Here is a 22,083-nt window from a genome sequence, read left to right as displayed (position 1 = left end):
CCGGGGCGACCGCCGACATTTGACTCAGTCCAAACTGAGATTTACGTTGGGATGTACGAGGGAACGGAGTCCGGGTCCGCTGGGACGTGCGTCATCCCGGGAGCCGTCCTCTCGCCCCGGCGGTGCGGCCGGCGCCGACAGTTGGCCCCGGCGCCCGGACGCGCCGCCGGACTCAGGCGGTGACCATGCGCGACAGACGGTGCAGGCTGTCGTCCAAGGCCTGGTCCACGACGTCCTCCGGCGGCGCGATGCTCTCGTCGGAGAACGACAGGTGGATGGTCACCTCGCTGGTCCGCTCGTCGGTCCGGTCCACCTGCAGCCAGCCCGCGTAGCGGTCGTCCTCGCTGGTACCCCACTCCAGCCGTTTGTGCGCGCGGTCGGCCCGGAAGAGCGCGGCCGCGTCCCGTCCGGTGTCGTCGTCGTGCACGGTGACGGCGGGCGGTTCGGCGGCGTGGACGTGCAGCTCGTCGGGGAGCCAGGACTCGATGCGGCCGAGGTCCTCCGCCCGGTCGAAGACGCGGTCCGCGGAGGCCGTCATGTTCATGGAGCGCTCGAACTCGCTCACGGCGATCCCACCTCCTCAGGGGGAGACTTCAAGTGTCCCTTCGCCGCGACGAGGCAGCCACCGGGCCCCCTTCCGCCCTTCCGGAGCGGCGGGCCGCCCGGCAGCGCCCACAATGGACTCCACCGGCGTCCGGAACGCCGGTCACCACCGTCGTCTGACCCTGGAGCGCAGCCGATGCCCGGCAAGATCACGCTGTCCACCTGGCCCACCCCCGTCGAGCCCATGCCGCGCCTGGCCGCCACCCTCGGCCTGGGCGCGGACGACCTGTGGATCAAGCGGGACGACCTCACCGGGCTGGGCGGCGGCGGCAACAAGGTCCGCAAGCTGGAGTGGACGGTCGGCGAGGCGCTCGACGCGGGCGCGGACACCCTGGTGACGGTCGGCGCGGCGCAGAGCAACCACGCCCGCCTCACCGCCGCGGCCGGCGCGCGCCTCGGGCTCGACGTCGTCCTCGTCTTCCCCGGCAAGGAACCCGAAGCCGGGTCCGGCACCGGCAACCTCGTGCTCGACGGCCTCTTCGGCGCCAGGGTCGTCTGGGCCGGCGACGCCGAGCCCGCCGACCTCGCGGGCGTCGCCGAGGAGGTGTGCGGGCAACTGCGCCGCGAGGGCGCACTGCCCCACCTCATCCCCTTCGGCGGATCCAGCCCGACCGGTGCCCGCGGGTACGTCGAGGCCGGTGAGGAGCTCCACGCCCAACTGCCGGACGTCGCCCACGTGGTGGTCGCACTCGGCTCCGGCGGCACCATGGCCGGTCTCGTCGCCGCACTGGGTGAGGAACGGGTCCTGGGCGTCCACTGCGGCGCCGTGACCGGACCCGCCGCCATCGTGGCGGACCTGGTGGGGGAGGTCGCCCACCGTGCCGTCGCCCCGGAGTCGCTGCGCATCCGCACCGACCAGGTCGGCGCCGGCTACGCGACGCTCCACGAACCGGTCCTGGAGGCGATGCGTACGGCGGCGGCCACCGAGGGCATCGCCCTGGACCCCACCTACACCGGCCGCGCCATGGCCGGTCTGGCCGCGGCGGTGCGCGACGGCGACATCCGCCGCGGGCGGCGCACCGTCTTCCTGCACACCGGCGGCCTGCCCGGGCTGTTCGGGCACGCCGAGGCCGTGCGCCGCTCGGTCGCCGCGCTGCGGCCGTACGAACGGGGCTGACGGGCCGGGAGGTTCACGCCGCGTCGCGCAGGACGGCGTCGACGAAGCGACCGCGCGGTTCCGGGTTGCCGGTGAACCACAGGGCGAGCCGGTGCTCCGCGTCCGGGTAGGTGAGCCGGGTGAAGCGCGCGCGGGAGCCCCCGAGCGCGGTGGCGACGGCCTCGGTGACGGCGGGCGGGATCACCGTGTCGGCGGCCGGGGTCGCCAGGACCGCCCGGCAGGACAGGGAGCGGAAGACGTCGAGGGCGGGCGAGTTCCGCCAGCTCTCCGGGCTCCGGATGATCTCGGTGAAGCCCGCCCCGAAGGGCACGGTCCACGCGTCGGCCGCGTACACGGCAGGAGCGCACAGGCCGACGGACGCCACCCGTGCGCCGTAGTGCCGCGCCAGGTCGGCGACGGTCTGCCCGCTCATGCTGAAGCCGATCACGGCCAGGCGGTGCCGGGCCGGGACATGTCCGTCGATGACGGCCCGGGCCTGGAGGAACCGCCGCCTCAGGCTGGAGTCCGCGAGCAGGCCGGTGCTGTCGCCGTGCCCCGAGAAGTCGAAGGCGAGCGCGTGGTGACCCCGGGCGGCGACGTCGCCGAGCAGGCCGGTGAGCCGCTGCCTGTCGCTGGTTCCCGCGCCGTGCAGGACGACGGCCGTCAGCGCCCCGGCCGCTCCCCGGTCGTCCGTGACCGGGCGCGCCGCCGTGCAACTGAGGGTCTCCCCGTCGCAGTCCACGGTGAACGACTCGATCGTGGCGGGGTTCCCGCCGGTGCGTTCGGTGCCGGTCATGCCGCCGAGACCTCCTGGTGCGCCGGTGCGGTACGCGCGGGCGGCCGCAGGATGCCGGCCGCCGCGGCCGCGACGGCACAGCATGCCACGGGCAGCAGGAAGGTGATGTTGAGCGGCATCAGATGGGTCAGCGGCCCGATGACCGCCGGCCCGGCGAGCATGCCGAGGTAGCCGAGCCCGGCGACGCGGGAGACGTTGGCGCCCGCGGCGGCGGGGTCGGCGTGGCCCGCCGCGCTGAACAACTGGGGCACGCAGCCGGACAGTCCGGCGCCGAACACGGCCCAGCCGGCCACCGCCAGGGGCACCCAGGGTGAGAGGGCCGCCGTGAGGAGCCCGGCCGCGGCCACCGTGGCGCCGCCCCGCAGGACGGCCAGGGGGCCGAGCCGCGTGGCCACGCGGTCCACGACGAACCGGCCGGCCGTCATGGCGGTGGAGAAGGCCCCGTAGGCGAGCGCGGCGGTGGCGGCCGGCGCGTCCAGCACGGTGCTCAGGTGGAGCGTGCTCCAGTCGTTGGCCACCCCTTCGCACATCATGATCATCAACGCGAGTACGGCGAGTGCCCAGATGCGCCGTGGCGTCCGCCGGCGGACCGGAGCCTTCGCATATTCCGTACCAGGGGCGTGGGTTACGGGCCGCAGCAGGGCGGGTGCCGCCGCGACCGCGACGACGACGCCCAGCGCCGCGACGACCCCGAGCGTCCATGCCGGGCTCCAGCCGCTGCTGAGCGTGCGCGCGCCCGCGAGCGCGGCCAGGACGCCGCCGATGGAGAAGGTGGCGTGGAAGGCCGACATGACGGGCCGTCCGTAGCCGTGCTCGACCTGGACGGCGTGGGCGTTCATGCTGACGTCCAGGCTGCCGTTGCCGATGCCGAGCAGCAGGAGGGCGGCGCCCAGGGTCCAGGCGTCGCCGGCCAGGCCCGGCAGGACGACGGTGGCGCTGCACAGTGCCGCGCTGACGGGTACGACCGTACGGGCACCGAGGCGGTCGGTGAGCGGGCCGACGATCTGCATGCCCGCGAAGGCCCCCGCGCCGAGCAGCAGCAGGAGCCAGCCGAGCGTGGCATGGCCGATCCCCGTGCGGCGCTCGATCTCCGGGATGTGCACGATCCACATTCCCAGCACGAAGCCGTTCAGCACGAAGTAGGCGAAGGTGGCCATCCGGGCGGCCCGAGGTGCTGTGTTCACACTTCGAACATAGCGAACATCGATTACTTTCGAAACCTTGCCTTTTGAACATGCCTGTTGTTCAATGCGGTCATGGCTGGTACCGACCGACTCAGGCAGATCACCGAGGCCGTGCAGGAGGCGGGGCGCGTCGGCGTCGCCGAACTGGCCGTCCTCACCGGCGCCTCGGAGATGACCGTCCGTCGCGACCTGGAGGTGCTGGCCGCCCAGGGTGTCCTGGAGCGCTACCGGGGCGGCGCGCGGAGCCTGCTGCTGCGCGGTGAGGAACCGCCCTTCGGGCTCCGGTCCCAGGAGGGGCAGGAGGGCAAGCGGCGCATCGCGGCCGAGGTCGCCGGGCTGATCTCCGACGGCGAGGCTGTCGTCCTGGACAGCGGTACGACCTGCCTGGAGGTGGCCCGGGCGCTCGAAGGGCGCCGGCTGACGGTGATGCCCCTGTCGCTGCACTCGGTGAACGCCCTGACCGGCGCCCCGTCCCTGACCCTGCTCGTCCCGGGCGGCCGGCCGCGGCCCGGCGAACTGGCGCTCACCGGCCCGCTGACCGAGGCGTCGCTGGCCGCGCTGCGCTTCGACACCGCGGTGATCGGCTGCTGCGGTCTCAACGCCGCCAACGGCCTCACGGCCTACGACCTGGACGACGCCGCCGTGAAGCGGGCCGCCATCGGCTCCGCCCGCCGCGTCATCGCGGTGACGGAGGGGGCCAAGCTCTCCCGTACCGCCCTCGCCTTCGTCGCCCCGGCCACTGCGTTGCACGCCGTCGTCACGGACGACTCCGCGCCGCAGGACGCGGTCGGCGCACTGACCGCGGCGGGTGTCATGGTCCGGCAGGTCTGACCACGCGTCCGTCGTCCGACGTCGTCAAGGTGTTCTGTCCGCACGGAATGTGACGGTTGGTCAGACGTGGGCGAGGCGGTCGCGCAGCATCCAGGCGTGCTTCTCGACGGACTGCAGCGTGGTGTTGACCAGGTCCCCGGTGGCCGGGTCCTCGGCGCCCGTGGCGCTGGACGCCGCGCGCAACACGCATCCGACGGTGTTGAGGCGGCCGAGGACGAGGGTCGCGGCGCGGATGTCCTCGATGCGACCCGCGGGGAACTCGGGGAGCGTCGTGGTCCGTGCCACGGTGTCGCTTCGGCCGTCGGGGGCGGCGCCGACGGCGCGCATCCGCTCGGCGATCTCGTCCGCCGCTTCACGGGCGGTCGCGGCGATCTCGTCCAGTTCCAGGTGCAGGCTGCGGAAGCCGCGGCCGACGAGGTTCCAGTGCGCCTGCTTGGTCTGTGCGTGCACTTCCAGCAGGTCGACGAGGACGTCCTGGAGGGTGGCGGCCAGCGGTGCGGAGGCGGTGAACGGGGCGGCGTCGAAAGCGCGGCGCCGGTTGGTGGGGGAGGCGTGCAGGGTCGTGGTCACGATGGACTCCGTTCCCATGGGCGGGCGGTGTGCGGTGCGTGCCGCGAGGTCCGCGTCCGGCCGGCGAGGTGGGAGGGGTGCGATGGGGCCGGTGGCGATCTTCGTCCTGGTGCGGTTCCCACACTACGCCTAGATTGGACCCGGTCAAATCTAGATGCCGGTGGCGGCCTTCTGGCAGTCGGCGCACAGGCCCCACCAGGTGATCTCGGCCTCGTCGATGACGAAGCCCTTGTCCTCCACGGGGTCCAGGCAGGGGGCCGCGCCGACCGTGCAGTCGACGTCCTCGACCCGTCCGCAGTTGCGGCAGACCAGGTGGTGGTGGTTGTCGCCGACGCGCAGCTCGTAGCGCGCGGCGGAACCGGCGGGCTCGATGCAGCGGATCAACTGCACCCTGGTGAGGTCGTCGAGCACGTTGTAGAGGCCCTGCTTGGACAGTCCGCCAGCGCCCGGGGAGCCGACGCCGATCCTCGCCTCGAGCTCGGAGGCGGTGGAGTGGGGGTGGCCCTGCAGGGCGCTGAGGAGGGTGCGGCGCTGTGCCGTACTGCGCAGCCCCTTGCTCTTGAGCAGGTCGCCCACTGACTGCTCCATGGCGGCGTCACGCTCCTTCGCGCACGAGATTGGACACAGTCAATTTTAGTGCACGTGCCGCCGTGGCCGTGCTCACTCGGCGGTCTCGGCCGTGTGGCAGGTGGTGCAGACGACGCGGCGCGCGGGCAGGCGGCTGGTCGCCCGGCCGAGCCCGCGGGGCTGGTGGACGGGGAGGCGGACGACGCGGGAGTGGTCCGCGCAGGTGAACAGGCCGCAACGGGTGCAGACGCCGATGCCTTCGCTGTTGTGGCGCGCTTCCTGGGCGCAGTCGTAGCACTTCACGCGAGTTCGCTCCGTGGGGTGGGGGAGGGGCGCGGCTCTCGTCGCACGCCCCTCGAACGTAAAGGCGAGAATTGACCGAGTCAAATCTCGGGCCGTACGTGTTCCGCCGTGCGGAAGGACTCAGACCTCCGGGCGGCGGTAGGTGCCGTACCACTGCGACCCGGCCAGGTCGCGGGCCACGGCCTCGTCCCGGGCCGGGTCGCCGATCGCCACCTGACGTGCGATGACCTGCTCACCGCCCCAGGCCAGCACCTGCGCCGCGGCCGTCGCGTCCACCCCCCGGTGGAGGCGGCCGGCCTCCTGCTCCTCCTCGATCAGCCGGGTCATGTGCCGGGTGAACCGGTCGATCTCCCGCGCCCTGGCCTCGCGCATCTCGGCGTCGTAGGCCGCCACTTCGGCGATGGCGGCGAGCAGGGGCCCGCGCTCGCGGTAGTAGCGCAGCTGCTCCGCGTAGATCGCCGCCAGGCCGTCGGGGCCGCCGTCCGGCCCGGTCGGGCGCCAGTCGCCGCCGATCCGGAACAGCTCCTCCTTCATGTGGGCGGTCAGCCGGATGAGCAGGTCGGTCTTGTCCCGGAAGCACAGGTAGAAGGTCGACCGGGCCACGCCCGCCTCCGCGGCGATCCGCTGGACGCCGAGCTCGGTGAAGGTGGCGCCGGCCTGGAGGAGCCGCTCGGTGGCGGCGAGGACCGCCGCCTCGGAGTCCGCGCGGCGCCTGGTCTGGCGGGTCGGGCGGGTGATCGATGCCATGTGTGCTGCTCCCTGGTTGACCGGACGCCCATTCTCTCCGTCCCCTAGGTCACCGTACTGTCTCGGACACTGTGTCCGACACTATGTCGTGCATACTGTCCGATGTGCCCCGTGAACGGTGCACCGCTGTCCGGTCCGCGAGGCAGTGACACGCAAAGGCAAGGCAGACGACGACATGCGCTACACGCGACTTGGCAACACCGGCCTCCTGGTGTCCCGGCTCGGCCTGGGCACCATGTCCTTCGGCGGAGGCGACCACGACTTCTGGAAGGTGCTCGGGGGCCTCGGCGACATCGAGTCCGGCAAGATGCTGGACGCCGCGCTCGACGCCGGCGTGAACCTGATCGACACCGCGAACATCTACTCCGACGGGGAGTCGGAGGAGGTTCTCGGCCGGATACTCGGCGGACGGCGCGACGATGTCGTCCTCGCCACCAAGGTCTACGGCCGGATGGGCGCCGGCCCCAACGACATGGGCCTGTCGCGCCTGCACGTCATGCGCCAGCTGGAGGACAGCCTGCGGCGGCTGGGCACGGACCGGATCGACCTCTACCAGATCCACAGCTTCGACCCGCTGACGCCGCTGGAGGAGACCCTCCGCACGCTCGACGACGCGGTCCGCCAGGGCAAGGTGCGCTACATCGGCGCCTCCAACCTCGCGGCGTGGCAGCTGATGAAGGCGCTGGGCGTCTCGGCCCTGCACGACCTGGAGCGCTTCGCCTCCCTGCAGGCCTACTACTCCCTCGTCGGCCGGGACATCGAGCGGGAGATCCTCCCCGCCGTGCGTGACCAGGGGCTCGGCCTGCTGGTCTACAGCCCCCTCGCGGGCGGTTTCCTGAGCGGCAAGTTCCGCCGGGGAGCGGAGCACGACCGGTCGACGCGCTGGGGCAAGGGCTCGAACCCGCCGGTCGACGAGGCACGCGGACACGACGTGGTCGACCGCCTCGACGAGATCGCCGGGCGGCACGGCGCGACGGTCGCGCAGGTGGCCTTGGCCTGGGTGATGCAGCAGCCCGGGGTGAGCAGCGTGCTGGTCGGCGCGAGCCGCATGGACCAGCTGCAGGGCAACCTCGCCGCGGCCGGGCTCACGCTCACCGAGGACGACCTCGCCGCGCTCGACGAGGTCAGCCGGCTCGCCCCGGAGTACATCGAGCGCGTGCACTCCGGCCCGGGAGCCCAGCGGGACCTGGACGGCTGACCCCGCCGTGACGGACGGGACCCCGCCGTGACGGGAAGGGCGCGGCCCGGCCGTCACGAACGGCGGGCCGCGCCCCTTCGGTCACGGTCGTGGCTCACCGGCGCGGGCCGGGGCGGACCGGGTGCTTGCTCAGGATGGAGACCCGGTTGAAGGAGTTGATGGTGATCGCCACCCAGATCAGGGCCGAGAGCTCGTCGTCGCCGAACACCTCGCGCGCGGCCTGGTAGGCCTCTTCCTGGGCGGCGGCGTCGGTGGGGTCCGTGGTCACCTCGGCCACCGCGAGCGCGGCGCGCTCGCGTGCGGTGAACAGCTCGGTGTCGCGCCAGGCCGGCAGCACGGTCAGCCGCTGCGGGGTCTCGCCCGCGCTGAGGGCGGTCCGGGTGTGCCGGTCGAGGCAGAAGGCGCAGCCGTTCAGCTGCGACACGCGGATGTTCACCAGCTCCACGAGGTCGTGTTCTAGCCCGGCCTCGGTGGCCACCGCGCGTACGGTCTCGGCGGCCGCCAGCATCGCCTTGTAGGCCCGAGGGCTCTGCTTGTCGATGAAGATCCGCCTGCTCGGCCGAACCGCCGTGGTGTCGCTCACCAGTACTCCTTCGCCGGGCCGTCTCCGGCCGCTGTGGGATGCGCCGTCGTCCGTCGGGGGCATCGCCGTATCATCAACTCCATGATTGTTGAAATTCGAAGCAGTCGTTGTGTGAGAAGCGCGACATGAGCGGGACCCAGCCCGAGGGCACCGTGGAGATCCTGTCCGCCCGTGACGTCCCGCTCGGCGGGCCCCGCGCGATGACGGTGCGGCGCACCCTTCCGCAGCGGAACCGCTCGCTCATCGGCGCCTGGTGCTTCGCCGACCACTACGGGCCGGACGACGTCTCCGACACCGGAGGCATGGACGTCGCGCCCCACCCGCACACCGGGCTGCAGACCGTGAGCTGGCTCTTCAGCGGCGAGATCGAGCACCGCGACAGCCTCGGGACGCACGCCTACGTACGGCCCGGCGAACTCAACCTCATGACCGGCGGCCACGGCATCAGCCACTCGGAGGTCTCCACCGAGCGCACCACGGTCCTGCACGGCGTCCAGCTGTGGGTCGTGCTCCCCGAGCGGCACCGTGACACCGCCCCCGCCTTCCAGCACCACGTCCCGGAGCCCGTGGCGCTCGCCGGCGGTGTGGCACGGGTGTTCCTGGGGTCCCTGGCCGGCGACACCTCGCCGGTGCCGACCTTCACCCCGCTGCTCGGCGCCGAACTCGCGCTCGATCCCGGTGCGACCGTCACCCTGGCGATCGATCCGGCCTACGAGCACGGCCTGCTCGTCGACGCCGGCGACGTGGAGATGGCCGGCACCCGGCTGAGCCCGGCCGAACTCGGCTACCTGGCCCCCGGCGGCGACACCCTGACCCTGACCAACCACGCCGACGCGCCCGCCCGGGCGGTGCTGCTCGGGGGGCCTCCCCTCGGCGAGCGGATCATCATGTGGTGGAACTTCATCGGCCGCACGCAGGAGGACATCGAACAGGCCCGCTCCGACTGGATGACGGGTACCCGGTTCGGTGAGGTCAAGGGCTACGACGGCGACGCGCTGCCCGCGCCCGAACTGCCGCGGGTGCCCCTGAAGTCGCGGGGGAACACGCACTGACCGGCGCGGTCCGGCGGCGGCCACCCGGGTCCGCCGCCGACCGGTCGGCGTCGCTCAGACCTGGACCGACTCCGGAGCCTCGACCGGGGCGGGCCCGCCGGCGGGCCGCCCCGGCCTGCCGCGGCCCACGAACGCGTACGCCGCGCCCACCAGCAGTCCGCCGCCGAGGAGGTTGCCGAGGCCCACCAGCAGCAGGTTGCGCGCGAAGGCGGCGGCCGTGGCGTCCGGCACGTGCTCCAGCATCCCGAGCGAGTAGTACGTCATGTTGGCCACGACGTGCTCGAAGCCGGAGCCGACGAACGCCAGCAGGGCCCAGAAGATCAGCGCGATCTTGGCGCCGTCCGAACGGGTCCGCGCGGCCATCCAGACGCCCAGGCAGACCAGGAAGTTGCAGAGCACACCGCGGAAGAACAGCGCCCCGCCGGACTCCGCCGCCTTCGTCTTGAGCAGGGTGGAGAGCAGGGCGAGGGCCGGCGCTGTGTGCCCGGGAGCGGCGCCCGCGGTGATGACCCCGCTGCCGTGCACCAGCAGCGCGAACAGGGCGGACCCGATGAGGTTGCCCACGAACGAACCGACGACCAGGGCCATCGCGTTGGCGCCGCTGATGCTGCGGACGACGACGCCCTGGACCGTCGTCATCATGTTGCCGGTGGTGAGTTCGGCACCGGCGAAGACCACCAGGGTGAGCGCCACGCCGAACAGCAGGCCCTGGACGAGTTTCGTGGACGGCGACCCCGCGGCCGCCAGTGGTCCGGTGACCGTGAGCAGCAGCACCGCCGCGACCCCGACGAACGCCCCGGCCAGCAGGGAGCTGACCAGGTAGCGGCCCGGGCTGCGGAGGCCGGCGACCTTCTCGGCGGCCGTCCGCCCCTGCTCGTCGAGGGTCTGGGACACGGGGATCGGCATGGTGTCACCTCTTCACTGATGTACCGGAATGTCCGTCCTGGTTTTCCCGATGCTAGGTCCGTCGAGGCGTCGTGAAGGAAAAGGAGTTGCACGTCACAAGGGAAATGACGCGCTATGTCATCGGCGTGCAATCCGTAATGCAAGGCCGGGTCAACGGAAATTCGGCCATGGGTAAAGTCGCGCTGCGTGGCGGGTGGAGCCGCAGGAAGAAGCCGATCACCGGTTCGCCGCGGCGGGGGTTTCCGAATGTGGTCCGACCTTGCTCTGCCTGATGCGTGGCACCGGAAATCATCGCCCGGGTGTCATCGCCGGCGGAATGCGGGCCTTTCCTGTCGTGGCGGCCGTGGCCGGGTGCCACCAAGGCCGCGCCGGCGACGGACGATCGTCCGTATAATGGCCGCCGAGAGGATGCCCGTGCGGTCGGGAGCCGGTGAAGGGGAACGGACGCAGGCGCGACGCCGTCTGCGGGCGGTCCGCCCTGCGGTCACCGGTGGGCGGGGCATCGCGGTCGTGGACGCGGGAGGCATCGGATGGCAGGGCGCGGAAGCAGTCCGGACTTCGTGGAGGCGCTGGCCCGCGGGCTGGACGTGCTCGGCTGCTTCGACGCCCGGCACCGCCGGCGGACGCTGAGCGAGATCGCCGCCGCGACGGGGCTGGCGCGGCCGACGGCGCGCCGACTGCTGCTGACGCTGGAGGAGCTCGGCTACGTCCGCGCCGACCAGGGCGCGTTCACCCTCACGCCGCGCGTGCTGCGCCTGGGCATGTCCTACGTGGGCTCGCTCGGCCTGTGGGACGTGGCCCGCCCCCACATGGAGGTGCTGGTCACGCGGACCGGGGAGTCGTCCTCGATGGCGCAGCTGGACGGCTCCGACATCGTCTACGTGGCCCGCGTCTCCGTACCGAAGATCATCGCGCTGCGGGTGGACATCGGCACCCGGTTCCCCGCCCCGCAGACCTCCCAGGGCAAGGTGCTGCTGGCCGCCCTGGGCCCGCAGGAGCTGGAGGCCGTCCTGGCCGAGCCCAGCCGCTCCGGGCTGCCGGAGTCCCCGCGGCGGACGCCCGAGGAGTTCGCCGCGGAGCTGCGCACCGTCCGGGCCCGCGGCTGGGCGCTGGCCGACGAGGAACTCGCACCCGGCGTACGGTCGGTCGCCGTGCCCGTACGGGACGGCGACGGGGTGGTCCGGGCGGCGATGAACGTCACCGTGCACGCCGCCGAGACCAGTGTGGACGTGCTCACCGGCACGTACCTGCCCCTGCTGCTGCGCGCGGCCGGGGACGTCTCGGCGGACTGGGCGCTGTGGCAGAGCCGGCCGCACGGCGAGGTGCGCCCCGCCGCCGGCTGACGCCCTGCCCGGAACAGGGCACCGCGCCGTGGCGGCGGCGGCGACGCACCGCACCTGCGGCCGACGCCGCGTCAGCGGGGCTGCAGCACGAAGTCGTACTCGGCGAGCAGGTACGGCACGTCGACGGCCGTTCCGTCGGGGGCGGGTCCCGCCGGTTGTTCGGTGAACCGGACCACCAGCGCTTCCTTCGTGCCGAAGACGACGTCGCTGTCCAGGTACTCGCTGCCCTCCTGGAACAGATGGGTGATCAGCTTCTCGTACCCCGGCTCGTCGACGAGGAAGTGGACGTGCGCGGGGCGGAAGTGGCTGATGTCGGTGGTGCTGATCAGGTCGCCGACCGGGCCGTCCATCGGGATGGCGTAGCCACGCGGCGCGATGGTGCGGACGCAGTAGGTGCCGTCCTCGCGGGCCCGGTACTTCGCACGCAGCCGCGCCTCGTCGACCTCGGGGAGCTGCGCCTCGTAGGCGCCGTCGGCGTCCGCCTGCCACACGTCGAGGACGGCCCCGGGCACGGGCTTGCCGTCCAGGTCGGTGACCTTGCCGGTGATGAACAACGGCGTCCCGGGGATGCCGTCGGACATGTCGAAGCCGTACGGGGCGGCGGGGGACCCGTCGATGTGGAAGGGGCCGAGGACGGTGGCGGGGGTGGCCCGCGGCGCGAACCTGTTGTTCAGCTGCACCACGAGCGTGCTCAGCCCGAACACGTCGGAGGCGAGGATCAGTTCCTGACGTTTGTCGTCGCTGATCCGGCCCGCCTCGGTCAGCCACTGGATCGCGGCCATCCACTCGTCCTCGGTGAGTTCCACCTCGCGCGCGAACGCGTGGAGGTGGCGGACCAGCGCGGACAGGAGCTCGGCCTGGCGCGGGGTGTGCGCGGTCGCCCAGCGCCGGGCCGCCAGTTCGGTGAGGTTGTCCTCGTTGACAAACACGGTCACTCCTTGGTGTTCCCTGCGGATTCGGTGTCCGGCCGGGGCGGGACGGGCCGGTTGTTGAGGTCGACGGAGAGGAAGATGTCGTTCGCGACCGGATCGCGCATCTCCTCGGCGAGCTGGCCGATGAGCCCGGCGGTGCGCGCGAGCAGGGCGAAGCCGCGCAGCAGCGGCAGCGGCAGCCCGAGGTCGGCGAGTGCGGCTCCGCACACGCCGGCGCCGTTGAGCGGCAGGGCCTTGCCGAGGACCTCGGGGTGCACGCGGCCGATGGCCGCGAACAGTGACAGGTGCGGGCCGAACAGGCCCTCCTCGGCGGCGATGGCCATCAGCCGGGGCGTGCGCGGGTCACCGTCCTTGTGCACGTGGTGGCCGAGGCCCGGGACGAAGCGACCGGCCGCCCGCTGCTCGCGCACCAGGCGCAGCGCCAGTTCGTCCCAGCCGGAGTCGTCGTGGGGCGGTTCGCCGTGTGCGGCGAGGGCCTCGTGCAGGAACGTCCCGGTGTCCTCGGTGACGCCGAGGAAGCGCGAGCCCCCGCCGAGCAGACCCGCGGCGAGCGCGCCCTGGACGGAGTCCGGCGCGGACAGGTACGTCAGCCGGGTGACGATGGCCGTGGGCGTGAAGCCGTGGTCGGCCAGGGCCGCGAGCACGGCTTCGAAGACGCGGGTCTCGCCGCGGCTCGGACGGCGCTGCGTCGCCAGCCAGAAGGCGAGTTCGCCGAAGCCGACGCTGCCCATGATGTCCTCGGCGAGGTCATGGCCGAGCAGGGTGATGCTCTTGCGGTCCGAGGCGCCCAGCGCGGTGGGGTAGCCGCCGGACGCGGACGGGTCAGTCACGGGTGTCCTCCGGGTCCTGGGCCAGCCACGCGCGCAGTTCGGCGCCGTGCTCGTCGAGTTCGGGCGGCGGCAGCCGGTACACGGCGGGAGTGGCGGAGAAGGTGACCGGGTGGCGGGTGGTGGGCACCGCGCGGTCGCCCTCGCCGACGGTGACGACCGGGTCCAGCCCGAACCGCTCGGCCATGGCGAAGCCGCCGTCGATGGTGTTGATCGGCCCGCTCGGCACCCCGGCCTCGACCAGCAGCTCGAACCACTCGTTCGCGCCGCGCTTGACCAGTTGCTCCACGAGCAGCGGCCGCAGCTCCTCCCGGTTCGCGGTGCGGTCGGCGTTCCGCGCGAAGCGCGGGTCGTCGGGGACCCCGGGGATGCCGAGGACCTCGCACAGCTTGCGGAACTGGCCGTCGTTGGCGGCGGTCACGATCAGGTCGTTGTCGGCCGTGGGGAAGGGCTCGTAGGGGAACACGCTCGGGTGCGCGTTGCCCATCCGGTACGGGACCTCACCCCCTGCCACGTAGGCCGAGCTGTGGTTGACCAGTCCGGTCAGCGCCGACGACAGCAGGTTGACCTCGACGTGCTGGCCCTCGCCGGTGGCGTCGCGGTGGCGCAGCGCGGCGAGGATGCCGATGGCCGCGTGGTTGCCCGCCATGACGTCGAAGACCGAGATCCCGGCCCGGTAGGGCGGGCCGTCGGGCTCCCCGGTGAGGCTCATCAGCCCCGAGACGGCCTGCACCATCAGGTCGTAGCCGGGCACCTTGCGCCCGGTGCCGGAACCGAAACCGCTGATGGAGGCGTAGACGACGGCCGGGTTCCCGGTCCGCACCGACGCGTAGTCCAGCCCGTACTTGACCAGGCCGCCGGGCCGGAAGTTCTCGATGACGACGTCCGCCCGGCGCGCGAGTTCGCGCGCCGCCTCCAGGTCGGCCCCGTCGTGCAGGTCGAGTGCGATGGAACGCTTCCCGCGATTGATGCCGAGGTAGTAGGTGGACACCTCGCCGCGCACCGGGGGCGTCCAGCTGCGGGTGTCGTCCCCGCGCGGGCCCTCGACCTTGACGACGTCCGCACCGAGGTCCGCCAGCAGCATCGTGGCGTAGGGCCCGGCGAGGATGCGGGAGAAGTCGGCCACCAGCAGCCCGGACAGCGGGCCCGCCGGGCCCGGTCGCGCAGGCGCGGTGCTCTCTGACATCCGGTGTCACCTTTCATCTGACCGCAGGACGGACATCCGTCCGTCACCGTGATTCTGTTGCTGAAAGCCGGGGGCGTCAAGGGTGATCGTCGCCGCCGTAGCCGGTCAGAGGCTTGCCGGCACTGCGGTGTCTCGTTTTGCGACAGGGCCGGGGCCCATCCGCGGGCGTGTGCGCTCCGAACTGCGTCGCGAGGCTAGCGCTCGGTCCATTGGCCGAATAGCGTACCTGTGTCCGTCAAGCGGCCAAGGGAGTTCAACGATGGATAAGGTCGAGGCATTCACCCCGGGGCGGCCCATTGTCCTGCGGGGCGGGACCGTGCTGCCCGTCAACCGTGAGCGCGAGGTCCTCGGGGACACCGACGTGCTCGTCGTCGACGACCGGATCGCGGCGGTCGGTCCGCGACTGGCGGTCCCCGACGGGACGGTGGAGATCGACGCCACGGGCGGCATCGTGATGCCGGGCATGATCGACACGCACCGCCACATGTGGCAGACCGCGATGCGCGGCTACGGCGCCGACTGGACCCTCACCCAGTACTTCGTCTGGTACTACCTGGAACACGGCAGGAAGTTCCGCCCCGAGGACGTCCACGCCGGCAACCGGCTCGCCGCGGTGGAGGCCCTCGACGCGGGCGTGACCACCGTCGTCGACTGGTCGCACGGCCTGCAGACCGTGGACCACGCCGACGCCGCCGTGGACGCCCTGCGGTCGGTGCCCGGCCGCTTCGTCCTGGCCTACGGCAACATCCAGCAGGCACCCGCGGAATGGACCGCCGCGCCGGAGTTCCGCGACTTCGTCGCCCGCCGCATCGACGGCGACGACATGCTCGGCTTCCAGCTCGCCTTCGACGTCACGGGCGACCCCGCCTTCCCCGAGAAGCCCGCCTTCGAGGTGGCCCGCGAACTGGGCGTCGCCGTCACCACCCACGCCGGGGTGTGGGGCGCCACCAACGACGACGGCATCCGCCTGATGTACGAGAACGGCTTCATGACCCCGCAGACCGTGTACGTCCACGCCTCGACGCTCAGCGCCGACTCCTACCACCGCATCGCGGCCACCGGCGGCTCGGTCTCGGTGTCGACGGAGAGCGAGCAGAGCGCCGGCCAGGGCTACCCGACGACCTGGGCCATCCGCTCGCACGACATCCCCGTCTCCCTGTCGATGGACACCAGCGTGTGGTGGAGCGGCGACCTGTTCTCCGCCATGCGCACCACCCTCGGCGCCGACCGCGCCCGCGCGCACCTGGAGGCGCACGCCAAGGGCGACACCGTCACCCACTGCGCCCTGCGCGCCGACCAGGTGGTGGAGTGGGCCACCCTCGGCGGGGCCCGGGCCCTCGGCCGCGAGCGGGACCTGGGCAGCCTGGAGGCCGGCAAGAAGGCCGACATCGTCCTGCTGAAGAACGACCACTCGCCGGTCTCCTTCCCGCTGCTCAACCCGTACGGCCAGGTCGCCTTCCAGGCGCAGCGCGGCGACGTGCACACCGTGCTCGTCGACGGACGGGTCGTCAAGCACGAGCACCGCCTGGTCGGCGTCGACCTGGCCGCGGTGCGGCGCGAGGTCGAGGAGACCGTCGACCACCTGCGGTCCGCCATGGGCGAGGAGGAGTGGCGCAAGGGGATGAACCCCGACGTCCCCGAGACGAAGGTGCTCGACAACCCCTACACCTACACCGACTACCGCAGCGCCTCGACGCACGGCCGGTGACACCGGTGACAGCGGCGGCACGGGTGACACCAGCGACACGAAGGGAAACCGAGAGATGAGCGTGGGGCTGCTGCTGCTCCGACTGCTGCTCGCCGCCCTGCTCTTCGGCCACGCCACGCAGAAGCTGCGCGGCTGGTTCGGCGGGGCGGGGCTGGCGGGTACCGGCGCCGTCTTCGAGCGCTACGGCATCGTCCCCGGGCCGCGGATGGCCCTGGTCGCCGGGGTGGCCGAGCTGACGGGCGCGGCGTCGGTCGCGGCCGGACTGCTGACGCCCGGCGGGTGCGCGGTCGTCGTCGGGACGATGACGGTGGCCGCCGTCTCGACGGCGCCGGGCGGCTTCTGGGCGCTGAAGGGCGGCTGCGAGGTGCCGTTCCTCTACGGCGCGGTCGCCGCGTGCCTCGGCTTCACCGGGCCGGGGGAGTGGTCGCTCGACCACGTCCTCGGCCTGAGCTGGCGGCCGGCCCCCGCCTGGGGCGCGGCCGCGCTGGCGGCCGGACTCCTCGCGGCGACGGTGCCGCTCGCCGGCCGCGCCAAGGTGCGCAGGAGCAGGAGGGAGTCCCCCGGGTCCCACGGGAACGCGTAGTCACTCCGGATAAGCCGCATCCTGCCGGGCATACGGCTGGAGTACGCCACGCGACGCCGCGGCCGGACGGGCCGCGGCGGCACCGGAACCGGGGGGGCACGACGGCATGGGCGCTTCGCTGGAGGAGACCGACCGCACCGACGGAGACCGGCCGGAGCGTTCCGTCGCCGACCGCAAGCAGGAACTGCGCCGCCGCCTGGAACGGCTCATCGGCATCGCCGCGACCGAGGGCAACTGCCTGCAGGCCCTGCGGAACGGGGACGAGATCTTCCCCGCGATGCTGGACGCGATCCGCGCGGCGAAGCACACCGTCGACATGACCACCTTCGTCTACTGGCGCGGCCAGATCGCGCGTGACTTCGCGCACGCGCTGGCCGCCAAGGCGGCGGAGGGGGTACGGGTACGGCTGCTGCTGGACGGCTTCGGCGGGCGGCTGATCGAGCAGGAACTGCTGGACGGCATGGACCGGGCCGGCGTGGACGTCGCCTGGTTCCGCAAGCCCGTGCGGCTGTCGCCGTTCAAGCAGAACCACCGCTGCCACCGCAAGGTCCTGGTGGTCGACGCCGAGGTGGCCTTCACCGGCGGCGTCGGCATCGCCGAGGAGTGGTGCGGCGACGCCCGGCACCCCGGCGAATGGCGGGACACCCACGTCCGGGTCACCGGGCCGGCCGTGGACGGCCTGGCCGCCGCGTTCGCGCAGAACTGGGCGGAGTGCCGGCGCAACGGGCTCTTCGACGACCGCGACCGCTTCGGCGAGCACGAGCAGAGCGGAGGCGCGATCGTCCAGGTCGTCCGGGGCTCGGCGAGCGTCGGCTGGCAGGACATGCGCACCCTGCTCCGGGTGGTGATCGCCTCCGCGGAGCAGCGCATCCGGCTCGCGACCGCGTACTTCGCGCCCGACCCGTACTTCGTCGGCCTGCTCTGCCACGCGGCGGCCCGCGGGGTGGAGGTCGAGATCCTGCTGCCCGGCCCCTACACCGACAAGCGCGTCTGCCAGTTGGCCGGGCAGCGCTACTACCAGCGGCTCCTCGACTGCGGCGTGCGGATCTGGCACTACCTGCCGACCATGATGCACGCCAAGGTGATCACCATGGACGGGGTCGCCACCCTGATCGGCTCGACCAACTTCAACCGCCGCTCCCTCGACCACGACGAGGAGGTGATGCTGGCGGTGCTCGACGAGAACTTCACGTCCGTCCTCGACGCCCACTTCGACGAGGACCTGCTGCGCAGCGACCCCGTCGACGGCACGCGCTGGCGCACCCGCTCCTCACTGGAGCGGGCCCAGGAGGTGGCGACCGCGCCCATCCGCCGCTTCCTGTGAGCATCATGGTGTCGCCCCACGAGACGGCCGCGGGGGCGTACGGACACCGGGGCGCGTCAGCGCACCGCTCACCCTGGAGGGCGACATCGACGTCAACACCGGCCCAGAACCGGCATCGACAGGCAGCCGGACCGACGCCAACGACGCGGCGCCGCACGAACCGTTCCCCGCCGACCTGGAGGTCGCGACGGTCGCCGAGCTGACCGCCCTGATGGCCTCGGGCCGCATCACGAGCGTCTCCCTCACCCGCGCCTACCTGCGGCGCATCGAGGACCTGGACGTCGGCGGACCGGCCCTGAACGCGGTGCGCTGCGTCAATCCCGCCGCCCTGGAGGAGGCCGCCGCGGCCGACGCGCGCAGGGCCGGCGGCGACCCCGGCGGCCCGCTGCTGGGCATACCGGTGCTCGTGAAGGACAACGTCGACGTCCTCGGCATGCCGACCACCGCCTGCTCGGTGGTGCTCGCCGACTCCCACCCCGCGCAGGACGCCCCGCTGGTGACCCGGCTGCGCGAGGCGGGTGCGGTGATCCTCGGCAAGGCGAACCTCACGGAGTTCGCCAACTACCTCACCGTCGGCATGCCCAGCGGCTACAGCTCGCTGGCCGGTCAGGTGCTCAACCCGTACGACCTGAGCGAGACGCCGAGTGGTTCGAGCGCCGGTTCGGGGGTCGCCGCCGCGGCCGGACTGGCCGCCGTCACCATCGGCACCGAGACGGACGGGTCCATCCTCAGCCCGGCGTCCGCGACGTCGGGGGTCGGGGTGAAGCCCACCCTGGGCCTCGTCAGCCGCACCGGCATCGTGCCCATCGCCTCCAGCCAGGACACCGCGGGCCCGATGACCCGGACGGTCGCGGACGCCGCCGCCCTGCTGACCGTCCTCGCCGGCACCGATCCCGCGGACCCGGCCACCGCCGGCAACCCGCTCGAAGGCCACGACTTCACCGCCGACCTGTCCCCCGACGCCCTGCGCGGCGTGCGCATCGGCGTCGTCGCGGAACAGACGCCCGAGGACGGCACGGACGAACGGGCCCTGTGGGACGCGGCCCTGGACGCACTGGCGCGACGCGGCGCCGCACTCGTCGACGTCGGCATCGAGGCGCGCCGCCGGTACGACGTCGCCTCCCCGGTGCTGAGCCACGAGTTCAAGCGCGACCTGAACGCCTATCTCGCGCGGCTGCCCGAGGGTGCACCGGTGCGCACCCTCGCCGACGTGATCGCCCACAACGAGGCCCACGCGGACGTCGCCCTGAAGTTCGGGCAGACGCTCGCGCTCGCCGCACAGGCCAGGGACCTCGGTCCGGACAGCGCGGACACCGTCGAGTACAAGGCGGCCCGCGCCCGGGACCTGGAGGAGAGCAAGGACCGCATCGACGCCCTGATGGCCGAACACGCCGTCACCGCCCTGCTGTTCGCGAACAGCGGCAGCTCGTCCATCGGCGCCAAGGCGGGCTACCCCTCGGTCACCGTGCCCGCGGGCTACCTCGCGGCCAACCGCCGCCCGTTCAACATCACCTTCCTGGGACGGGCGTGGAGCGAACCGCTGCTCCTCGGCTACGCGCACGACTACGAGCAGGCGACCCGGCTGCGCAGGCCGCCGTCCGCCGTCAACCCCACCCTGCTGCGCCGCCGTCCGCTCGCCGTACCGGCGCCGAGGGCGGCGGACCCGGAGCGCTGACGGCGTCGGCGCCCGGGACCGCCCCGCACGAGCGGGGCGGTCCCGGTCCCACGCTCAGTCGTCCCCGGCGTCCTCCCGCAGGCCGCGCACCTCCTCGGCGGTGGTCTCGTGGAGCTCCTCGGCCACGAGCAGCCAGCGTGTGATCCCGACCGACTCCAGGAACGGCAGGTCGTGGCCGGCGATGACGAGTGCGCCCCGGAAGGACGCGAGGGCGGTCGTCAGCTGACGGACGCCGTCCACGTCGAGGTTGTTGGTGGGCTCGTCGAGCATCAGCAGCTGCGGGGCCGGCGTGGCGAGCATCGACGCCGCCAGGGCGGCGCGGAAGCGCTCCCCGCCGGAGAGGGTGCCCGCGGGCTGTTCGGCGCGGGCGCCCCGGAACAGGAACCGCGCGAGCCGGGCGCGGATCTCGTTCTCGCCGACCCCGGGAGCCACGCGGGTGACGTTCGCCGCCACGCTCAGCTCCTCGTCCAGGACGTCGAGGCGCTGCGGCAGGTACCGCAGCGGAACGTGCGTCCTCGCCTCGCCCGACAGCGGGGTGAGTTCGCCGGTGAGGGTGCGCAGCAGCGTCGTCTTGCCGGCCCCGTTGCGGCCGACCAGCGCGACGCGTTCCGGTCCGTGGACGTGGAGGTCGCCCTGGCGCAGCCTGCCGAAGCGTGGCCGCAGCCCCCGCAGGGTGAGCACGGTGCGGCCCGCCGGGACCGCGGTGCGCGGCAGGTCGACCCGGATCTCCGCGTCGTCGCGGAGCGCGTCCGCGGCGGCCTCGCGGCGTTCGCGCGCCTGGGCGAGCCGTTCCTCCTGCACGCCCCGGAGCCGGTCGGCGGACTCCTGCGCGGAACGCTTGCGTTCGCCGGCGACGATCCGCGGGGCGCGCCGCTGGGCGTCCATCTTCCGGCTGTGCCGCCGTCGGCGGTCCGACGCGATCCGCGCCTCCTCCAGTTCGCGGCGCTGGCGGCGCACGTCGGCCTCGGCGGCGCGGAGCGCGCGCCCGGCAGTCTCCTGCTGGGCGGCCACGGTCCCCTCGTAGTCGGACCACGCCCCGCCGTACCAGGTGACGGAGCCCGCGCGCAGTTCGGCGACGCGGTCCACGCGTTCCAGCAGCTCGCGGTCGTGACTGACCACGACGAGGACGCCGGAACGCCAGGATCCGACGGTCTCGTGGAGCCGGCGGCGCGCGAAGAGGTCGAGGTTGTTGGTGGGTTCGTCGAGCAGGAGGACGTCGGGGCGGCCCAGCAGCAGGGCGGCCAGGCGCAGCAGCACGGTCTCGCCGCCGGACATCCGGCCGACGGTACGGTCCAGTTCGAGGCCGCCGAGCCCGAGGGAGCCCAGGGTCGCCAGGGCGCGTTCCTCCACGTCCCAGTCGTCGCCGACGGTCTCGAAGTGCTCCTCCCCGGCGTCCCCCGCCTCGATGGCCCGCAGGGCGGCGCGCCGTTCGGCGATGCCGAGGGCCTGGTCGACGCGGAGCGCGGTGTCGAGGGTGACGTCCTGGGGCAGGTAAGCGAGGCTGCCGCCGACGGTCACCGACCCCCGGGTGGGGGGCAGCCGGCCGGCCAGCAGCTTCAACAGGGTGGACTTTCCGGTGCCGTTGGCTCCGACGAGCCCGGTGCGGCCCCTGCCGATGGTGAGGGAGAGCCCGTCGACCACGGGTGTGCCGTCCGGCCACCGGAAGGAGAGGCCGGAGCAGCCCAGGGACGAGCCGGTGGCGGTGGGGGTGTGAGTGGACATGATGGTCCTCGCAGTCGCAAGCGCAGGGGTGGCGGGCTTCGGGTGCGAGCACCACGCGGCGACCGTGCGGGGACGGGGGGTGCGGTCCTCCGGGGAACGGGGACGGCTCGTGCACCGAGGTCGCATGCGCGCGGGGTCACGGGCGGCGGGAAGGCCGACTGCTGCGTGACCGGCGGACGGCGGTGGGGCCGTGCGCGCGATGATCGCGGACCTCAGATGAGCAACGTCCACCTCTATCGGAGACGACAGGACCCAGGAACTGTACCTCAGGCTTCGAGGGAAAGGCGCGACCGCGAATTGCCGGGGCCCGGTCGATACAATTCACAAAGGGAGCGCGGAAAGGTCTC

General features: G+C 72.9%; 22 protein-coding genes. 9 read left to right on the top strand and 13 right to left on the bottom strand.

What is annotated here, in order from left to right:
• Positions 1–172: 172 nt before the first annotated feature.
• A complete protein-coding gene (locus tag ABZ312_RS07495; protein ID WP_500324758.1) occupies positions 173–565 on the bottom strand; it encodes an SRPBCC family protein in 393 nt (130 codons plus the stop codon).
• Between the two features lie 174 nt (positions 566–739).
• On the opposite strand from ABZ312_RS07495, the gene ABZ312_RS07490 reads away from it, so the two are divergent.
• Positions 740–1,720: a D-cysteine desulfhydrase family protein gene (locus ABZ312_RS07490; protein ID WP_500356623.1), complete on the top strand. Its 981-nt coding sequence runs from the start codon at positions 740–742 to the stop codon at positions 1,718–1,720.
• Positions 1,721–1,733: 13 nt separating this feature from the next.
• Here the strand turns inward: ABZ312_RS07490 and ABZ312_RS07485 are convergent, their stop codons facing one another.
• Entirely contained in the window at positions 1,734–2,495 is a 762-nt protein-coding gene (locus tag ABZ312_RS07485) for an alpha/beta hydrolase (RefSeq protein WP_500324762.1), read from the bottom strand.
• Positions 2,492–3,652: an MFS transporter gene (locus ABZ312_RS07480; RefSeq protein ID WP_500436836.1), complete on the bottom strand. Its 1,161-nt coding sequence runs from the start codon at positions 3,650–3,652 to the stop codon at positions 2,492–2,494. Before ABZ312_RS07480 ends, ABZ312_RS07485 begins: the two co-directional genes overlap by 4 nt.
• A gap of 99 nt (positions 3,653–3,751) precedes the next feature.
• On the opposite strand from ABZ312_RS07480, the gene ABZ312_RS07475 reads away from it, so the two are divergent.
• Positions 3,752–4,510 carry a DeoR/GlpR family DNA-binding transcription regulator gene (locus tag ABZ312_RS07475; RefSeq protein WP_500356621.1) on the top strand — a complete coding sequence of 253 codons (759 nt, stop codon included), beginning with the start codon at positions 3,752–3,754 and terminating at the stop codon, positions 4,508–4,510.
• Between the two features lie 60 nt (positions 4,511–4,570).
• Here ABZ312_RS07475 and ABZ312_RS07470 read toward each other — a convergent pair whose 3' ends face one another.
• From ABZ312_RS07470 to ABZ312_RS07455, 4 genes are all read right to left on the bottom strand, one after another.
• Positions 4,571–5,080, bottom strand: coding sequence for a Dps family protein (locus tag ABZ312_RS07470; RefSeq protein WP_500324765.1), 510 nt, complete (start codon positions 5,078–5,080; stop codon positions 4,571–4,573).
• Between the two features lie 150 nt (positions 5,081–5,230).
• Positions 5,231–5,668, bottom strand: a complete 438-nt coding sequence (locus tag ABZ312_RS07465) for a Fur family transcriptional regulator (protein WP_500436757.1) — start codon at positions 5,666–5,668, stop codon at positions 5,231–5,233.
• A gap of 72 nt (positions 5,669–5,740) precedes the next feature.
• The gene (locus ABZ312_RS07460; RefSeq protein WP_500436755.1) at positions 5,741–5,950 is read right to left on the bottom strand and encodes a DUF2180 family protein; all 210 of its coding nucleotides are present in this window, start codon (positions 5,948–5,950) and stop codon (positions 5,741–5,743) included.
• Between the two features lie 120 nt (positions 5,951–6,070).
• A complete protein-coding gene (locus ABZ312_RS07455; protein ID WP_500324770.1) occupies positions 6,071–6,697 on the bottom strand; it encodes a TetR/AcrR family transcriptional regulator in 627 nt (208 codons plus the stop codon).
• Between the two features lie 175 nt (positions 6,698–6,872).
• Between ABZ312_RS07455 and ABZ312_RS07450 the strand changes: the two genes are divergently transcribed.
• Positions 6,873–7,895 (top strand): aldo/keto reductase, encoded by a 1,023-nt coding sequence (locus ABZ312_RS07450; protein WP_500436753.1) that lies wholly within the window; start codon positions 6,873–6,875, stop codon positions 7,893–7,895.
• Positions 7,896–7,989: 94 nt separating this feature from the next.
• Here ABZ312_RS07450 and ABZ312_RS07445 read toward each other — a convergent pair whose 3' ends face one another.
• Positions 7,990–8,478 (bottom strand): carboxymuconolactone decarboxylase family protein, encoded by a 489-nt coding sequence (locus ABZ312_RS07445; RefSeq protein WP_500324774.1) that lies wholly within the window; start codon positions 8,476–8,478, stop codon positions 7,990–7,992.
• Positions 8,479–8,603: 125 nt separating this feature from the next.
• Between ABZ312_RS07445 and ABZ312_RS07440 the strand changes: the two genes are divergently transcribed.
• Positions 8,604–9,530: a pirin family protein gene (locus ABZ312_RS07440; RefSeq protein ID WP_500324776.1), complete on the top strand. Its 927-nt coding sequence runs from the start codon at positions 8,604–8,606 to the stop codon at positions 9,528–9,530.
• A gap of 54 nt (positions 9,531–9,584) precedes the next feature.
• On the opposite strand, the gene ABZ312_RS07435 is transcribed toward ABZ312_RS07440, so the two are convergent.
• Positions 9,585–10,436 (bottom strand): formate/nitrite transporter family protein, encoded by an 852-nt coding sequence (locus ABZ312_RS07435; RefSeq protein WP_500324778.1) that lies wholly within the window; start codon positions 10,434–10,436, stop codon positions 9,585–9,587.
• Positions 10,437–10,966: 530 nt separating this feature from the next.
• Between ABZ312_RS07435 and ABZ312_RS07430 the strand changes: the two genes are divergently transcribed.
• Complete coding sequence (locus tag ABZ312_RS07430) at positions 10,967–11,779, top strand: IclR family transcriptional regulator domain-containing protein (protein WP_500324780.1); 813 nt, start codon at positions 10,967–10,969, stop codon at positions 11,777–11,779.
• Between the two features lie 71 nt (positions 11,780–11,850).
• Here the strand turns inward: ABZ312_RS07430 and ABZ312_RS07425 are convergent, their stop codons facing one another.
• From ABZ312_RS07425 to ABZ312_RS07415, 3 genes are read right to left on the bottom strand one after another with little or no spacing between them, the layout of a single operon-like run.
• A complete protein-coding gene (locus ABZ312_RS07425) occupies positions 11,851–12,708 on the bottom strand; it encodes a dioxygenase family protein (RefSeq protein WP_500324782.1) in 858 nt (285 codons plus the stop codon).
• 2 nt (positions 12,709–12,710) lie between these two features.
• Entirely contained in the window at positions 12,711–13,541 is an 831-nt protein-coding gene (locus ABZ312_RS07420) for a citryl-CoA lyase (protein ID WP_500324784.1), read from the bottom strand.
• Entirely contained in the window at positions 13,534–14,724 is a 1,191-nt protein-coding gene (locus tag ABZ312_RS07415) for a CaiB/BaiF CoA transferase family protein (RefSeq protein ID WP_500436750.1), read from the bottom strand. The genes ABZ312_RS07420 and ABZ312_RS07415 overlap by 8 nt, the downstream gene beginning before the upstream one ends.
• Positions 14,725–14,983: 259 nt before the next feature.
• Here ABZ312_RS07415 and ABZ312_RS07410 point away from each other — a divergent pair, with 259 nt between their 5' ends.
• From ABZ312_RS07410 to ABZ312_RS07395, 4 genes are all read left to right on the top strand, one after another.
• On the top strand, positions 14,984–16,432 hold the full coding sequence (locus tag ABZ312_RS07410; protein WP_500324788.1) for an amidohydrolase family protein: 1,449 nt from the start codon (positions 14,984–14,986) through the stop codon (positions 16,430–16,432).
• A 55-nt stretch (positions 16,433–16,487) separates the two neighbouring features.
• A complete protein-coding gene (locus ABZ312_RS07405; protein WP_500324790.1) occupies positions 16,488–17,015 on the top strand; it encodes a DoxX family protein in 528 nt (175 codons plus the stop codon).
• Positions 17,016–17,121: 106 nt separating this feature from the next.
• Positions 17,122–18,339, top strand: coding sequence for a phospholipase D-like domain-containing protein (locus ABZ312_RS07400; protein ID WP_500324792.1), 1,218 nt, complete (start codon positions 17,122–17,124; stop codon positions 18,337–18,339).
• A gap of 211 nt (positions 18,340–18,550) precedes the next feature.
• Entirely contained in the window at positions 18,551–20,014 is a 1,464-nt protein-coding gene (locus ABZ312_RS07395) for an amidase family protein (RefSeq protein ID WP_500324794.1), read from the top strand.
• A gap of 54 nt (positions 20,015–20,068) precedes the next feature.
• Here the strand turns inward: ABZ312_RS07395 and ABZ312_RS07390 are convergent, their stop codons facing one another.
• Entirely contained in the window at positions 20,069–21,736 is a 1,668-nt protein-coding gene (locus tag ABZ312_RS07390) for an ABC-F family ATP-binding cassette domain-containing protein (protein ID WP_500436748.1), read from the bottom strand.
• Between the last annotated feature and the right edge of the window lie 347 nt (positions 21,737–22,083).

The organism is Streptomyces sp. NPDC006207 (assembly GCF_040613835.1).
Classification (GTDB): domain Bacteria; phylum Actinomycetota; class Actinomycetes; order Streptomycetales; family Streptomycetaceae; genus Actinacidiphila.
This window is presented reverse-complemented; position numbering and strand designations above follow the sequence as displayed.

What these genes read in the sequence shown, in the direction of transcription:
- ABZ312_RS07490 (WP_500356623.1), top strand. Translation starts at nt 740, where the DNA reads ATGCCCGGCAAGATCACGCTGTCCACCTGGCCCACCCCCGTCGAGCCC.
- ABZ312_RS07485 (WP_500324762.1), bottom strand. Translation starts at nt 2,495, where the DNA reads ATGACCGGCACCGAACGCACCGGCGGGAACCCCGCCACGATCGAGTCG.
- ABZ312_RS07480 (WP_500436836.1), bottom strand. Translation starts at nt 3,652, where the DNA reads ATGGCCACCTTCGCCTACTTCGTGCTGAACGGCTTCGTGCTGGGAATG.
- ABZ312_RS07475 (WP_500356621.1), top strand. Translation starts at nt 3,752, where the DNA reads ATGGCTGGTACCGACCGACTCAGGCAGATCACCGAGGCCGTGCAGGAG.
- ABZ312_RS07465 (WP_500436757.1), bottom strand. Translation starts at nt 5,668, where the DNA reads ATGGAGCAGTCAGTGGGCGACCTGCTCAAGAGCAAGGGGCTGCGCAGT.
- ABZ312_RS07455 (WP_500324770.1), bottom strand. Translation starts at nt 6,697, where the DNA reads ATGGCATCGATCACCCGCCCGACCCGCCAGACCAGGCGCCGCGCGGAC.
- ABZ312_RS07450 (WP_500436753.1), top strand. Translation starts at nt 6,873, where the DNA reads ATGCGCTACACGCGACTTGGCAACACCGGCCTCCTGGTGTCCCGGCTC.
- ABZ312_RS07440 (WP_500324776.1), top strand. Translation starts at nt 8,604, where the DNA reads ATGAGCGGGACCCAGCCCGAGGGCACCGTGGAGATCCTGTCCGCCCGT.
- ABZ312_RS07435 (WP_500324778.1), bottom strand. Translation starts at nt 10,436, where the DNA reads ATGCCGATCCCCGTGTCCCAGACCCTCGACGAGCAGGGGCGGACGGCC.
- ABZ312_RS07430 (WP_500324780.1), top strand. Translation starts at nt 10,967, where the DNA reads ATGGCAGGGCGCGGAAGCAGTCCGGACTTCGTGGAGGCGCTGGCCCGC.
- ABZ312_RS07415 (WP_500436750.1), bottom strand. Translation starts at nt 14,724, where the DNA reads ATGTCAGAGAGCACCGCGCCTGCGCGACCGGGCCCGGCGGGCCCGCTG.
- ABZ312_RS07410 (WP_500324788.1), top strand. Translation starts at nt 14,984, where the DNA reads ATGGATAAGGTCGAGGCATTCACCCCGGGGCGGCCCATTGTCCTGCGG.
- ABZ312_RS07405 (WP_500324790.1), top strand. Translation starts at nt 16,488, where the DNA reads ATGAGCGTGGGGCTGCTGCTGCTCCGACTGCTGCTCGCCGCCCTGCTC.
- ABZ312_RS07400 (WP_500324792.1), top strand. Translation starts at nt 17,122, where the DNA reads ATGGGCGCTTCGCTGGAGGAGACCGACCGCACCGACGGAGACCGGCCG.
- ABZ312_RS07395 (WP_500324794.1), top strand. Translation starts at nt 18,551, where the DNA reads ATGGCCTCGGGCCGCATCACGAGCGTCTCCCTCACCCGCGCCTACCTG.
- ABZ312_RS07390 (WP_500436748.1), bottom strand. Translation starts at nt 21,736, where the DNA reads ATGTCCACTCACACCCCCACCGCCACCGGCTCGTCCCTGGGCTGCTCC.